Source organism: Paenibacillus allorhizosphaerae (assembly GCF_042659105.1).
Taxonomy (GTDB): Bacteria; Bacillota; Bacilli; order Paenibacillales; family NBRC-103111; genus Paenibacillus_G; species Paenibacillus_G allorhizosphaerae.
Window position 1 is genome coordinate 1 of record NZ_JBHSRV010000038.1, and the last position, 13839, is coordinate 13839.

A 13839-nucleotide genomic window follows, 5' to 3' on the forward strand; every position below is an offset into this window, starting at 1 on the left:
ACACGGTTTTCCTGCTTGATTTGATCGACTGGATCAAGCAACATCGCTGCACTCACGTGGCCATGGAAAGTACCGGCGTGTTCTGGAAACCGATCGTGAATTTGCTTGAAGCTGAAGAGATTCAGTTTCTCGTCGTTAACGCCCAGCACATCAAAGCCGTTCCCGGAAGGAAAACGGACGTAATAGATGCAGAATGGATTTGTAATCTGCTCCGCCACGGTCTGCTGAAACCCAGTTACATCCCAGACCGGAACCAAAGAGAACTGCGCGAATTAGTTCGTTACCGTCGCAGCCTGATTCAGGAACGGTCTCGCGAACATAACCGGGTCCAAAAAGTCCTGGAAGGAGCCAACATTAAACTAGCTGCCGTTGTCTCCGACATCATGGGGGTGAGCAGCCGCGACATGATGGATGCCATGATCGAGGGTGAAGAAGACCCGGAAAAGCTGGCCGCATTCGCCCGAAGAACGCTGAAGAAAAAGAAAGAAGAGCTAGAGCTAGCCTTGCGTGGAAATATGAGCGCACACCAGCGGATCATGCTGAGAACCATGCTGACTCACATCGATTTTCTGAATGAGCAACTTGTGGAACTGGATATGGAGGTAGCCAAGCGGCTCGATCCTTTTCAGCAAGACATTGAGCGGCTAGATACGATCCCGGGGATCGCAAGACGAACCGCGGAACAAATTCTGGCCGAAGTCGGGACCGACATTGGTGCGCGTTTCCCCTCCGCCGCTCATCTCTGTTCGTGGGTAGGTCTGGTTCCAGGGCAGAACGAAAGTGCCGGTAAACGAAAATCCTCCAAGACTCGCAAAGGCAACAAATACCTCCGTTCGGCACTCATTGAAGTCGCCCACTCCGTCTGCAGATCCGACAATTACTTGGCGCTCAGTACCGACGCATCGCAGCCCGAAAAGGCAGACACCGAGCGGCCGTGGCGGTCGCCCACTCCATCATGACCATTGTTTACCATCTCCTCACGCGCGGCGAGGAGTACAAAGATTTAGGCGGTAACTATTTCGAAAAACGACAGCAAGAAGCAATTGTTAAACAAGCAGTTCGAAAGCTTGAGAATCTTGGCTTTCAGGTAGCTCTCACCGCCTCGACAGCTTCGTAACCATCTTGATTTCACATAAATTCTATGAAGCACAGTTTTTTAAAAAAACACTACAGCTGGGCTTAGTTTCATATTGCCATTTTTAGATCTATGCTATGTGAAATTTTCGGGGTAGCGGAAAGAGCTATTTTTCTCTATGATACGGATCTCCATAATATCTGTAGGGCGAAATCAAAAGGCACCCGACCGGGTGCCTTTCGATATACACTATGATATCCTGCAATTATGCAGAGTACCTGCGAGATGACACACGATCAAAGCGGCGGCGTCACCCCCACCTGCTCCCAACCTTCCTTCGAAGGACCATATACCGCAGGTATAGGCAGTCCCGCTTGGCGCATCAGAATCGTAACCTGACCTCGATGGTGAACGATGTGCTTGATCAATCCCATAAAGATCGTAGCGTTCGACTCCATTCTTCCGAATGCATTTTGGATTTGCTTCAATGTATCGTCCGTCCATTGCTCTTGCAGAGCAGTCGCGACATGGGAACTCACCGCTTTAAAGGTCTCAGCGATTTCCTTTGCAGACGGTACTTCGCTCACATTTTGCGCTTTAGCTACCGAGACTCCAAATTTCGTTAGATAGTCAGGAAAATTCGTAACAAAATGCCACGCGATCCTTCCCAACGTACGCCCTTCAGGATATACCTGTTGTGACAGCGCCTCATCAGTCAAGCCGTCTAACACCTTCTGGGTTAATACGGCTTCGTTTTTCCATTCGTCGATAAAATCTTCAACTCTACAATACATCTTTTCATCCCCCTATTTCTTTTCGGTAAGAAAATCGTTCACCACATGATAATAACCGTGTAAGTCATCGGTGTGGACACCGTGACCGCATTGTTCGAAAACGATTAACTTGGTGTTGGGCCTTCTTTCTTCCATCCGTTTTGCCTGGTTAGTATCAAGAATGAAGCTCTTCCTGCCATGAATCAGCAGGATCGGACAGCTCGAACCTAACCAGTCATCCCACCACACCCCGTTGGATTGGAGAACGGATATTTGCAGCCCCTTCAGATCCGTTCGGAATCCCCAACCGTGTTCATCCTCCAACACGCTCTCGGCAAAATAATCGATAGCCCGGAGCCCCACGCTTGCAAGCGAATCTCTCAGCTCCTTTAAGGAAGCCGAACGGAATGGGAGCTTGTCGGCAAAGGAAAAATCCGCTTTAATCTCCGCGCCGATATCTTCCACGATAACGGCTTTCACCAGTTCAGAATGACGTGCCGCGAATTGATAAGCATTCAATCCGCCCAAAGAATGCCCCAGAATCGTGACAGGCTGCCCCCCAAGCTCCGACCGAACCAGGTTCAAAATATCATCCACGTAATCATCCCTTGCGTATTCCTCCCCGGGAGGATGGTCGCTCCATCCGTGTCCGCGTTGATCCAAAGAAATAACCCTCCAATTTTTGAATCGTACGGCCAGCTCCGAAAATGATCTTGCATTGGCCATGTATCCATGCAACATAACCAGCACTTGTTCGCTGTCTCCGCCAAAGTCCAGGTAAGAAAGCCGAAGATTTCCCGAGTTAAAGTACTTCCTCATGACCGAATCGTTATGACCTGAATTCAACATCTTTTGTCTCTCCTCTCTAATCTTCCTCGAACCTATCTTAATCGCCAATGGTGACAGTTGTTGTCATCGTTATGCATTTTATTTTCAGCCGCCGAGAGGCAAATCACGGATCTCAAGCTTTCGTTGTCGTTGTCCATGTACACCAGCCAACACGGCGGCTATCGCCATAAAGATCGCGCTACATGCGAGCGCGTAGTAATTGCGCCAACCTTGTATCATCGGATTTAGCATTTCGACCATCAGTTTGAGCGGCCACTGCAGCCGCCCTCTGGGAGCCGTTTCTTCTTTCACTCGAGTCCGCATCTTCTTCATCGCTTTCTTAGATGGAAAACTACGAAGCCTATACAAGGTCCCGTTTTTATGTAGAAACGGCATCTTCCGGTGGTGAAAGCCAAGAAAGTCAAATCCGTCTTGGTTCTTCCATAGACACACTAACCTAGACTTGGACGTGTTCATGGTCAATTCCAATTTCCCGAAGATGGCCTTAAGGGTACGAATCGCCTCAAGCGCCTGCGGCTTGTATCTGCATAGGATGACGAGATCATCAGCATACCTCACCAGTTTTCCGAGATGAGAGAATCGCTTCTCCCAGATCGTATCGTAGCCCGAAATATCTACATCGACCACCCAGTTGATCACTCCCCAATTTATGCTGTCCCGGATGGACTTTAAGGCGTGATGAGCCGAACTCTTCGGTCGAAATCCGTACGAACAATCTTTGAAATCCGCCTCGAAGATGCCTTCAATCACCAGCTTTGTTGCCATTTGCACAGTCCGGTCGCGGATAGTTGGGATACCCAGTGGACGTGTTTTGCCGTCCGGCTTCGGTATTTCTTTCCGCTTAACAGGAGACGGTCTGTATTCCCCATTCCGTAACTGCTGCTTGATCTCTTCGATGAAGGTTTCTTCTCCGACCTCACGAACGATGAAGTCGATCGTTTGCAAATCGACACCGGCACTGCCGCGATTGGTTTTCACCCGCATCCTTGCTTCCCACAAGATATTTTTCCGGAATACTTTGTCGTACAGTGCATGAAACTTACGCTTAGGATTCTCCTTAGCCGCAAGATAGAGGGTATTTTGGAGTTGTCGAGCGTTTTCGTTGGTGGCGTTAGCCGTGTATTCGGCATTCACTTGCTCTTACCTCCTCGATATCCCGTGAACGAAGTGGGGTATTGCCTTTTCGGCGCCCTTTCCTCCCCGGGGTTATGTTGTCCGCCGGATCATCAGTAATATGGCCCCCCCCGACTCCCTTCCCGCAGCTCGCCATTTCACCTTTAGGGCTTATAGATCTGCTGGTTACGAAAAAAAAACTTCGTGCGGGGGAGGGTCTCCCTAGTTCCAGACACAACTTTCTCTGCATGCCGATCCCTTTACACCGGAGGATTCTTCCGCTCTGCGGTTCCAAGTTCTTCGCGCGTTCCATGGCCTTCGCCAGGGCAGACGGGGCTCGGCTTCCTCTTGTCCCTTTCGGGTTTACTTTCACGATGCGGTAGGATTCATTTTCATTACGGCCTGCTAGCTACGGGGCGGCTTGGTCCTTACCCCGACTGAACTTGCATCAGTTAGTTGTGCCTAGCTTGGCTAGGCGCGCTCTGCCCAATAGCTTATCGCAAAAAGGAGCAGCTGCACGGTTGAAACTGCTCCCCGTCAAGAGGACAATGGAAATATAGAAATTTAATTAGGCGGCCTTGCTCCTGAATTCCATCGGACTGAGGCCGTTTAGTTTTGCTTGCAACCGGTCGTTATTTTAAAAGTGGATGTATGCCTCAATGTCCCAAATGTCTCAGCCCATATCCCTTCGTAAACACTAACCATCTTCTCCAATTCTCCTTCCCAGAGATGATTAATCCTGCTCCTCATACACCGGTCGTTTCTGGGTGAGTTAACCACGCGCCCCACCGCCTCCGCTTTACCAAAATAATTTGCATATCCCCGCCCCACGTGTTACTATTTTTTTATCGACAAATTCGCAGGTCTATAAAAGGAGGTTCACGCGCCTATGTGCCCCCGTACCAAAGAACAAAATGAGCTCATCCGCATCCAGCGCAGAGAACAGATCCTGGACGCCGCCGCGCGCGCCTACTTCCGCACGGGCGGAAGCTTTGATATTCGCGATGTCGCCCGCGAGGCCGAGCTCGGTTACGGCACGGTGTACCATTACTACCCCAACCGACTTTTATTGATAGAAGATGTGCTGGGCAGCGGCTTCGAGCGATGCGAGCAAGCCTTGGCAGAATGGGCGAACATCTGCGACGGCAGCCCGGATGACAGGCAGCTGTTGACGTATTGCAAGACGCTGCTCCGGCTGTGGCGGTCGGACGCCCGCACATATCTCGTCTACAAGATGGCGTTGGAGCATTATGCAGGCTTGCCTGAGAAGGATCGGCATGCCTCCAAGAGACGATTCATGGAACGGCTGTATGTTCCGCTACAATCGATCGCGAAACGCGAAGACGACAGCGTCGACCATATGCTTGCCGTGCTAGTCGGCTGCTGTGGGCTGCACTACTATGCAGGCACTTCCGAGCTGGACGTCGATCGAATCGCCCGGCTCGCGATGCAAGCCATTACAAAGGAGTCCTGATACGAACATGGTCATCTTAAAAAGCAAGCATGAAATCGAGGCTATCCGCAAGGCATGCCAAGTAGTGGCCGAATGCCATCGTACAATCGCCCCGCTCATCCAACCGGGCATCACGACGAACGAGATTGAGCGCATCTTCGAGGGCATTATCTTAAAGCACGGCGCCAAGCCTTACACGAAGGGCTACAAGGGCTATCCATATGCGACCTGTGCCTCCGTCAACGACGTGATCGCGCATGGCTTCCCTAGCGATAAGCCACTTGAGGAAGGCGATATTGTGACAATCGACACAGTCGCAGAGCTCGACGGCTGGCTCGGCGATTCAGCCTGGAGCTATGCGGTTGGGAACATCTCGCCAACGGCCGAGAAGCTGATGCGCGTCACGAAGGAATGCCTTGATCTCGGCATCGCGCAGGCGCAGCCCGGCAATCGGCTCGGCGACGTGACGAGCGCGATCCAACGGCATGCCGAATCGAACGGCTTCGGCGTCGTGCGCGACCTTCTCGCGCATGGCATCGGCCGGGACCTGCACGAGGAGCCAAACTATATGCATGTCGGCAAGCCCGGCAAAGGCCTCCGCATCAAGGAAGGCATGGTGTTCACGATCGAGCCCATGATCACCGAAGGCACCTACTACATGACAATCGATGCAGACGACTGGACCGCTCGGACGCTGGATCGCAAGCTCGCCGCCCAATACGAGCATACGATCGCCATCACCGCTGAAGGTCCACAGATTCTGACCGCACAATAGAATAATTAGAGGTCGACCAACGAGATGGTCGACCTCTTTTGTTACGTATTCGGCATAGCAGCTTGCATAATGGTTAGCTCCGATACTCTACTATCCTATTGCTTTATTCTCCCCAGCAGATCAACGACAAAAGGAACAGCTGCCGCGTTGGCAAACTGCTCCTTTTGTCGTTAAGCTAACGTTCCCAGTTAGCGCAGTGAGGAACAATTCCAATTTGGTATTCGTCTTCGTAAATAAGTATGCCAGGAAGCTCTTTTGAGATAGATTTGATTATCTCGACGTTATATTTCTTTGCAATATTAAAGAAGGGCTCCAAGTAGATTATCATCTCTGGTGCCTTAATACCATCCTTAAACCATGTTACTGCATTTACTGAATTGTTATCATCGTAAAACGGCGGATTGGGTAAATTCTGTTCAAACCATTCTTTGGTGTCTAGGTAAAGCTTGCCGTCGCTTTCCAAAAGCTTAGCGTCACGATATAAGTGATAAATAACAACAAAAATGCCATAAGGTTGCTTAGTCTTAGGACTAGAATAATTACCATGGAATCTAATGTACAACACGCTCTCCTCCTTGTTAAGTTACTTGCTGGTTCATAAATAAAAAACGCGCTAGACCTGTTGGTCCCGCGCGTTAATATCGCAGGGCAGGTAGCGCGAAGAGCGTTAACCCACCCCTAAATTTATTTGGGATGTGTTAACGCTTGTTGTGATGATGAATTTGCATAAAGAATTGTATTAGCATACATTGGCTCCCCATTCATTAACCTTAAGGAAAAGATACACATATGTTGGTGGGATTGTCAATAATAAATTAAACTATTCTGCCCGTAACGCAGCTGCCGATAGATACCGGCTAGTTGAGCAACCGTTGTGACAGAAATCGTATCCTTGTGTATATATAACCCAATCCATACATGATATTTTGCACACGATAGTCGATAGCTAAATGTTCCCGGTTCAATGAAAACAGGAAGCAATTGCCTCGGCAATCCGCTCCCTGTTTTTGTACTATCGTGCCCGTTAGTGTACCCCTGCTGCCGGTCTCTGGATTTACCTAACACGAGGTGCTGAAGGTAAATGCTCGAACTCGTTGCAGGTCATCCGAACCCACGCCACCGGCCCGAGCAGGCCGAAGAGTGAAGGACGTAATAAGCAAGGTGCAGGTGCGCGATTAGGTAGCGGACCGGGTACTTGTTTGCATTAAACAACTCTCATTCTCGATAAATATCTGGAATAACAATCAGACAATTAAGTCAAACTAATTTGGGTTAAAACACTAATTAAAGGAGTGATATATGATGGGCATTTTAAGTGGAAATTCAAAGGATGAGCCTTTACATTACGGGGAAGTGTATGATCTGTGGCAATTCTCTATGGCAGCGAAAGGATGTATTTCAACATACCGAGCACTAAACTACCACGCGGGCGACAAAGACCTCAAGAAAATGTTGGGGGACTTAATTGATCAAGCCGAGCTTGAAGTAAGTGAATGTGATAGTGTGTTGATTAATAATGGAATTGCACCTTTTCCAGCGTTACCCCAAAGACCCGAAGCAAAGCTTGAAGAAATTCCGATCGGAGCAAGGTTTACAGATCCTGAAATTGCAGCGATGCTTGCAGCTGATACATCGCTTAGTTTGGTTGGATGCAGTCAAATTATGGCAAAAAGCATTCGGGAAGACATCGGGATGCTCTTCGGGAAGTATCATGCTACAAAGGCGGCATTAGGGTTGAAAATTCTACATCTAAGCAAGGAGAAAGGTTGGCTTGTCCCTCCTCCGCTCCAGATTCAGCGACCTGAGTTAGTGGAAGCTTGAATTAGGTAATGTAACACACATATTTTGATAAAACTGCCCGTTACTTCAATGAATATAAAAGTGAAGCTACCCTGCGGCAACTCCATACTATCGTACCCGTTATTAAACTGTTACAGAATATAGTTCTTGAAAATACCAACCCCTGATAGCCCGCATCGACAATTCGGAGGCTTCGCTTATGCAAGATTACGTGCCTCCTGGATATGGTGCTTCTGTTCGAGAACGCACGGCCCCTCCTCTTGTGACAACTAAACGCTTGGGACCGTTGTATTGTCGGGAATGGGATAATGTTCTTGTCAATTTCGGGAATGGGATAAAGTTCTTGTCACCCGACATCGCCAGCCTCGAGGAGCCATATGTTCCGCATCCGGTTGTGGGTGGCTTGAATTAAAGCAAAAAGTGGCGCAGAAATTTCTGCGCCTTTCCTTTTTGGTTCGTCCCATGGTATAAATAGCGATGCTGTCGTTTTATTGCAACCGATTCAGCAGCTGCACGGCAAGCTCCACGAGGCGTTCGCCCGTTTCTTCGGGGAATCGGTTGCGGAACGTCATCCTCGGCTCATAGCCGCCCTGACGATGCGCCTCCCGCGTGCATATGTAAGCCCGGATGGTACCGTTGCACATCGTGTCGATCATCGTATATGCGCTAGGAGATTGCCTCTTGATGTCCAATCCGAACTCGACGAATATTTCGCCCGGCAGGCCGACTACCGAAAGCTCGCCGATCCGTAAAGCCTGTACTTCCACTTCTCTTGAAGCGGTTGGACATTCTTCCATGATCTTCAGTATTTCACGGGCATAAGTAGCTTCTCGAACATCACTCGTCCCTTTTTGGACAACCATTCCGGCCGCATCCGCTTCTTCCTCCGTCGGGCTCCGCAGTTCCACGGTAAAATAACCGCTAAGCGCTTCTATACGGGCCTCACCGCCGACATCGATTTTTTCCCGGACTTTGACGACCTCCGCTCCCAGGATGCGTCCCATCCAGCGGTAATGGTCGACAGCCTTATTTCGCTTCCCGGATACGTCGATGTGATTGATGTTGCCGCATGCTCCAAGAAGAAACAGGCTGACCGCTTGATCGCCGAGCGCCCTTTTGACGAACCGGCTAAGCTCTCCCGGGTAATCGGCGCAATATTCGGACCCGCCGACGGTGTCCGTATGACAAGCGTAATTCGTAACGATACCGATCGGATTCCCATCCGCATCGTCGATCCGCATGACCAGCACTTCCGGATCGATCGGACCGGCCGCCCGGTCGACGAGCGGATTGCCAATGCCGGGATTCGTGCGGAATGTGCCGTCCTTCATGAAAAATCGCCGGTTGAACGCGATGTCCGCCTCGTGGCCCCGGCCGAAACCGATCCTTGCCGCTTTGCGGGTACGATACGCCAAAATGGCGCTATCGGCCGCCTTTTGCGCGAGCCATTCCAGATAAGCCGGATTTTCAGTACAACCCAAGCCCGTCGATACGGGGCCGCCCGTATGGGTATGCGTGGCGGAAACGAAAATGGCAGCTGGTTCGATATGTACCGCTTCCCCCACAAGCTTGCGGATCGTTTGCACCGTTTCCCTTGGTACGGAGATCGAGTCGAGGGCAATGATGACGGCAATGCAGGTTTCCGTTTCCGTAACCAACGATTTCGCATATAACGGATCTTTCATGCCGCTCCCTAAACGCGGACCGAAATATCCCGGGATCTCACTGCCAAGCGCCGGAGTGATATCCACCTCGGCCATTCCGCAACGGATCATTGGTTCTGTCTCCTCCATTCGATTATCGTCAAAGTTTCGCGATCATCAAATATTGCGTATAAACGGTTTCGAAACCGGCGGCTTCGAGCCATTCGATGACGGCCGGGTCGGATATGGACAAGTTGCTGACGCTCCTTTGGCACGCTTCGTCCGGAGGACCGAAAGCCTCCGCAAGCACTGTGCCGAGCAGTTCCTTCCTGTCGGGACGGGACGGCTCGGCTGCGCATTGGAATAAGGTGGTTCCCAGCAGCTTCCCGTTCTCCCCATACGTCCTGCGAGTCAGCGCATAAGCGACGATAACGCCTTCCCGGTCGAGGACGACGATGCCTTCGGCGTCCTTTAAATGAAACCAGGCCGAAGTCCAGGCCGTTTCGTGCCGGAAGAATGGCAGCTTTGTCATTTCTTGCGGTTTTGCTCGTGCGGTTGAATAGGCTTCTGTCGCGAACGGGTGAACCGATGAAACGCCGTTAAGCGCTCCGATCCGCTTCATGCCTATCAGCTCGTCGCAAACCCGGAAGCCAGCGTTTTCGTAAGCTGCAATGGCACCGGCGTTTTTTTGCACGACTTCCAGGAAGGCGGTTTCCGCCCCGCCTTCTTTCATCGCCGCGATCGCTTCCCGCATCAGAAGCTTTGCCAGGCCCTTTCCCCGATGAGCCGGATGGACGCCAGTCCCTCCGTTCCAAGCGAGGTTGACGCCTTCAACCTCCTTCACGGCAACCAGTACAAAGCCGGCCGGTTCGCTGCCAATGAAAGCGGCGACTGACAATTCCGGACGAATCGATTCGCTTGCCAGCTTTGCTACGAACTGATCCAGCGTTAGCGTCATGTCCGAATAATAACCGGCAAAACCGAGGTTCCATAGCTCCACCGCCTGCCGGAACGTGCAGTCTGCCAAACGCCTGATTTCAACGGATTTCCGTTCCATAGACGGTTTCACTCGCACTCCCCCTCATGCTTCAATCTATACTTCGAATCCGGCCTCTTCCAGCATCTTTGCCAAGTTGGCATGAGCCATTGCAATCCGCCCGTCCAGCTCAGCGGCTTCCATGTTTGCGCCATAGGCGCCATTCGCTCCGTCAAGCCGCTCAACGACGACGGGTCCCGCGAATCCGGACGCGCGAAGCGTAACGAACATCGTTAGGAAATCGATGTCACCCTCCCCCGGAATTGGGAAATTCGACTCCGCGCGGGCACCTCGATGGTCTTTGGCGATAAACGAAGTCGTTTGCGCTGCGATGGCGGGAAAATCGGCAGCAGGCTCAATGCCTTCATAGAATCGCACGTTACCGGGGTCGTAAGACGCCTTTACGTAGGGGGAGTCGATGGTCCTGAGCGTACCCGCCATGACGTTCGCCGCAGCCGTGTTGCCCGTATGCGGCTTGATCGACACGACGAGCCCCCGCTTCCCTGCTTCCGCTCCGATTTGGCGGAATTTGGCCGCGAACGCTTCGTTGATCGGCGCCATCTCTTCTTCGGTGAGCGGCTCATCGGGAAACCTCTTATAGCTGGTCGTCCCGAGGGACAACAGCTCCTCCACGCCGATTGCGCGGGCAAAGTCCATCCGCTGCCTAGCCTGCTCGATCGGTTGGGCCGGGGCTAGTACGTCGGTGCTGACAAGCGTAACCGGCTGCAAGCCGTAACGATTCAGCAGACCGGCGATTCGTTCGGCTTCCCCCTGCGCGCCATCGTCGAACGCCCGTTTCCCTTCGTGCGGCAAGCCGAACGAAACGTAGCGGTAGCCGGCCCGGGCGATGCCTTCCAGCGCCCGTTCGAACGGATGCTTATGGTAGATCCAAGTCATGCAGGCGAGCTTGATACTAGGCTTCATGGTCATACCCCGCCCCCTGTCCGCGATGCGCCCAGCGCCGAGTAGTCAACAGCGACCTCGCGGCGTTCCTTCAAGGAACGGTAAGCCGCCTCGGATACGGCGATGACCCGCAGCCCATCCTCTAGCGAAATGAGCGGCTGTTTGTTTTGGTGAATGCAATCGATGAAATGCCCGTTCAGCCGAAACCACATATCGTTATCGGAGAACGAAGTTTTTCGTTCGGGGCCGTTGTCGTCTTTTATCAGCACCTGTCCGTTGTTGTTCACGACGGTCAACTTCTCCGTCGCGACTCCTGTGATGTCGTACTCTACGCGGGTCACCCAAGGCGTGCTGACTTGACCGATCGCCCCGTTCGCAAATCGAAGCGATACAGTGAACGCATCGGCGACGCTTCCGGGCGGAAGCATATATGTACCGCCGTAAGCGAATACCGATTCGACCTCGCCGCACATCCACATCAGCAGATCGTAGTCGTGCGAGCCGTGGGAAAATATAGGTCCTTTCGCATCGGCCTCGTTAAAGTACCAGCCCGGCGTATCGTAATAATGGTCCCGGTACTTGTCATACACCCGTTGGTTGGGATCCAGAAAATGGGTGCGCATCGACCAGGCTTGTATCGGTTTGCCTGCGTCGCCGTGTGAAACGGCTTCTTTCATCGCCCGATAGGCGGGAGCGAATCGCAGCGGGTAACCCACCATCGCCTTAAGCTCCGGCCGTTTCGCGCCGGTCTCCACGATTTTCGCGCCGTCGGCCACCGAGGTGGCGAGCGCTTTCTCGAGGAACAGATGCTTACCCGATTCAAGCACGGCAATGGATGCGTCCACATGCAAATGATCCGGAGTCGCCACCCATACCGCATCCAAATCTTGTGCCAACAGCGCCTCGTATGAGTCGAATACTGCCGCTCCCACTTCGGCGGCCAGCGCCTCCGCTTTCTCACGGGTACGGTTGTGCACCGCCGCGACTTGCACGCCCAACAAAGCATGCAGCGTACGCGCATGGAGCGAGCCCATCAAACCGCAACCGATAATGCCGACTTTGATCGTCATCGATGATAACCTCCTGTTCGAATCCCTTTTACAAGTCAACGGGAACGCCTTGGCTGGCGTACATCGCCCAAATCGTCCGATGCGATTTCAAGATTTCGTGGCCGTCGGTTTCCGGCCGCTGCCCGGTCGCGATGCTTTCCAGGAAATGCTCGATTTCGAATAATACGTTTTGCCCGGGGCGAACCGGATATTCCTTGGGGCGCTCGTACAATGTTTCGGTCCCGCTCTTGGAGATGGCCTGTACCTTCCACATGCTGTTGTCCAGTTCGAGCATGCCTTCGGTCATATGGATTTGGAACTTCGCCGGCGTCTTCTTGTATTTCATTCCCCAGCTGCTGACGAGGTGCGCCAGAGCCCCGCTCTTGAATTCAATGATGCCGTGCGACGTTCCTTCCCCTTCCATCCACTCGGTTCCGACCCGCGTCCCGAAGTGGGATACCCGGGCCGGCTCGCCGAGCAAATAGAGCAAAATATCGATGTAATGGCAGCCGTGGCTGAACAATACGCCGCCGCCGAGCTTATTCTTGCTTGCGAACCACGTACCCGGAACCGGGGTCAAATACGCCTCAACCCAGCCTTGCGCGCTGATCGGCCTGCCGTATTGGCCACTGTCCACCGCTTCCTTCAGTTTCCGAATCGCCGGCAGGAACCGGACGACGAAGGCGAGCATCAGCGTTACGTTTTTTGCTTCCGCAGCAGAGATGATGCTCAGGCAGTCTTCTTCGGAGTTTGCAAGCGGCTTCTCGAGCAGCACATGCTTTCCGGCGGCGATCGCCTGCAGCGCTTGAGGCGCGTGCAGATGATGCGGCGTACAGAGGCTTACCGCGTCGACGTCGTCGAGAATGTTGGTCCAATCCGTCGTATAGCTGCACCCGAGCTCTTCTGCAACCTTCGCTGCTTTGTTCCCGTCCAGGTCGACGACCCAGCGAAGCTCCGAACGCTCCGCCAGCTTGTAGGCATGCGCATGTTCGAGCCCCATGTTAAGACCGACTACCGCCGTACGAATTTTACTCAAGATCATTCCTCTCCTTCCACAATGTAGAAAACGTTTACTTTTCTGTAATCATAACGGCGCTTTTTCATAAAATCTTTGGCAAAAACGACGTAAAATTTGCACTTTTGTCAAACCCCGTTTGCACTTTATTGACTTCACGCAATATCCAGGAATTTATTGATGTCTTCCTTTATCGAAGTATTATTATGTTACAATGTGTACAAAATCCGGATTAACCCCCTGAGTTTGGACACAAGCTCACTCTTACTCATCTAGGCTTAGTTTTTCAAGTTATACACGTACTTCTTTAATTGGGATCGGTTTAATCCGGTTCTGATGGTAGAATTGGTCTGGT

At 52.1% G+C, this 13839-nt stretch carries 12 protein-coding genes and 2 pseudogenes; 4 read left to right on the forward strand and 10 right to left on the reverse strand.

The annotated features are described in order from the left end of the window. Window positions 1-1117 (forward strand): annotated as a pseudogene (locus tag ACFQI7_RS36875) (IS110 family transposase); the annotation flags it as partial. A 254-nt stretch (window positions 1118-1371) separates the two neighbouring features. On the opposite strand, the gene ACFQI7_RS36880 reads toward ACFQI7_RS36875, so the two are convergent. The 4 genes and pseudogenes from ACFQI7_RS36880 to ACFQI7_RS36895 all read right to left on the reverse strand — a co-directional run. After that, window positions 1372-1869, reverse strand: coding sequence for a DinB family protein (locus ACFQI7_RS36880; RefSeq protein ID WP_218102200.1), 498 nt, complete (start codon window positions 1867-1869; stop codon window positions 1372-1374). A gap of 12 nt (window positions 1870-1881) precedes the next feature. Next, on the reverse strand, window positions 1882-2697 hold the full coding sequence (locus tag ACFQI7_RS36885) for an alpha/beta fold hydrolase (RefSeq protein ID WP_218102201.1): 816 nt from the start codon (window positions 2695-2697) through the stop codon (window positions 1882-1884). Between the two features lie 84 nt (window positions 2698-2781). Next, window positions 2782-3831 carry a reverse transcriptase domain-containing protein gene (locus ACFQI7_RS36890; protein WP_230415533.1) on the reverse strand — a complete coding sequence of 350 codons (1050 nt, stop codon included), beginning with the start codon at window positions 3829-3831 and terminating at the stop codon, window positions 2782-2784. 547 nt (window positions 3832-4378) lie between these two features. Further along, a pseudogene (locus ACFQI7_RS36895) lies at window positions 4379-4444 on the reverse strand (hypothetical protein); the annotation flags it as partial. Window positions 4445-4699: 255 nt separating this feature from the next. Here ACFQI7_RS36895 and ACFQI7_RS36900 point away from each other — a divergent pair. Together ACFQI7_RS36900 and map are read left to right on the forward strand one after the other, a co-directional pair. Next, complete coding sequence (locus ACFQI7_RS36900) at window positions 4700-5284, forward strand: TetR/AcrR family transcriptional regulator (protein ID WP_218102202.1); 585 nt, start codon at window positions 4700-4702, stop codon at window positions 5282-5284. A gap of 7 nt (window positions 5285-5291) precedes the next feature. After that, entirely contained in the window at window positions 5292-6038 is a 747-nt protein-coding gene (gene map, locus ACFQI7_RS36905) for a type I methionyl aminopeptidase (protein WP_218102203.1), read from the forward strand. A 175-nt stretch (window positions 6039-6213) separates the two neighbouring features. Here the strand turns inward: map and ACFQI7_RS36910 are convergent, their stop codons facing one another. Further along, window positions 6214-6600, reverse strand: a complete 387-nt coding sequence (locus ACFQI7_RS36910) for a hypothetical protein (protein ID WP_218102204.1) — start codon at window positions 6598-6600, stop codon at window positions 6214-6216. 740 nt (window positions 6601-7340) lie between these two features. On the opposite strand from ACFQI7_RS36910, the gene ACFQI7_RS36915 reads away from it, so the two are divergent. After that, complete coding sequence (locus tag ACFQI7_RS36915; RefSeq protein ID WP_218102221.1) at window positions 7341-7859, forward strand: DUF3231 family protein; 519 nt, start codon at window positions 7341-7343, stop codon at window positions 7857-7859. 467 nt (window positions 7860-8326) lie between these two features. On the opposite strand, the gene ACFQI7_RS36920 is transcribed toward ACFQI7_RS36915, so the two are convergent. Genes ACFQI7_RS36920 through ACFQI7_RS36940 form a run of 5 tightly spaced genes read right to left on the reverse strand, consistent with a single transcriptional unit; the run spans window position 8327 to window position 13505 of the window. After that, window positions 8327-9613 (reverse strand): hypothetical protein, encoded by a 1287-nt coding sequence (locus ACFQI7_RS36920; RefSeq protein WP_218102205.1) that lies wholly within the window; start codon window positions 9611-9613, stop codon window positions 8327-8329. 28 nt (window positions 9614-9641) lie between these two features. Continuing rightward, entirely contained in the window at window positions 9642-10550 is a 909-nt protein-coding gene (locus tag ACFQI7_RS36925; RefSeq protein ID WP_218102206.1) for a GNAT family N-acetyltransferase, read from the reverse strand. A 24-nt stretch (window positions 10551-10574) separates the two neighbouring features. Further along, window positions 10575-11447 carry a sugar phosphate isomerase/epimerase family protein gene (locus ACFQI7_RS36930; RefSeq protein ID WP_218102207.1) on the reverse strand — a complete coding sequence of 291 codons (873 nt, stop codon included), beginning with the start codon at window positions 11445-11447 and terminating at the stop codon, window positions 10575-10577. Beyond that, entirely contained in the window at window positions 11444-12490 is a 1047-nt protein-coding gene (locus tag ACFQI7_RS36935; protein ID WP_218102208.1) for a Gfo/Idh/MocA family protein, read from the reverse strand. The genes ACFQI7_RS36930 and ACFQI7_RS36935 overlap by 4 nt, the downstream gene beginning before the upstream one ends. Before the next feature lie 28 nt (window positions 12491-12518). Then, window positions 12519-13505 (reverse strand): Gfo/Idh/MocA family protein, encoded by a 987-nt coding sequence (locus ACFQI7_RS36940; RefSeq protein ID WP_218102209.1) that lies wholly within the window; start codon window positions 13503-13505, stop codon window positions 12519-12521. Window positions 13506-13839: the final 334 nt, after the last annotated feature.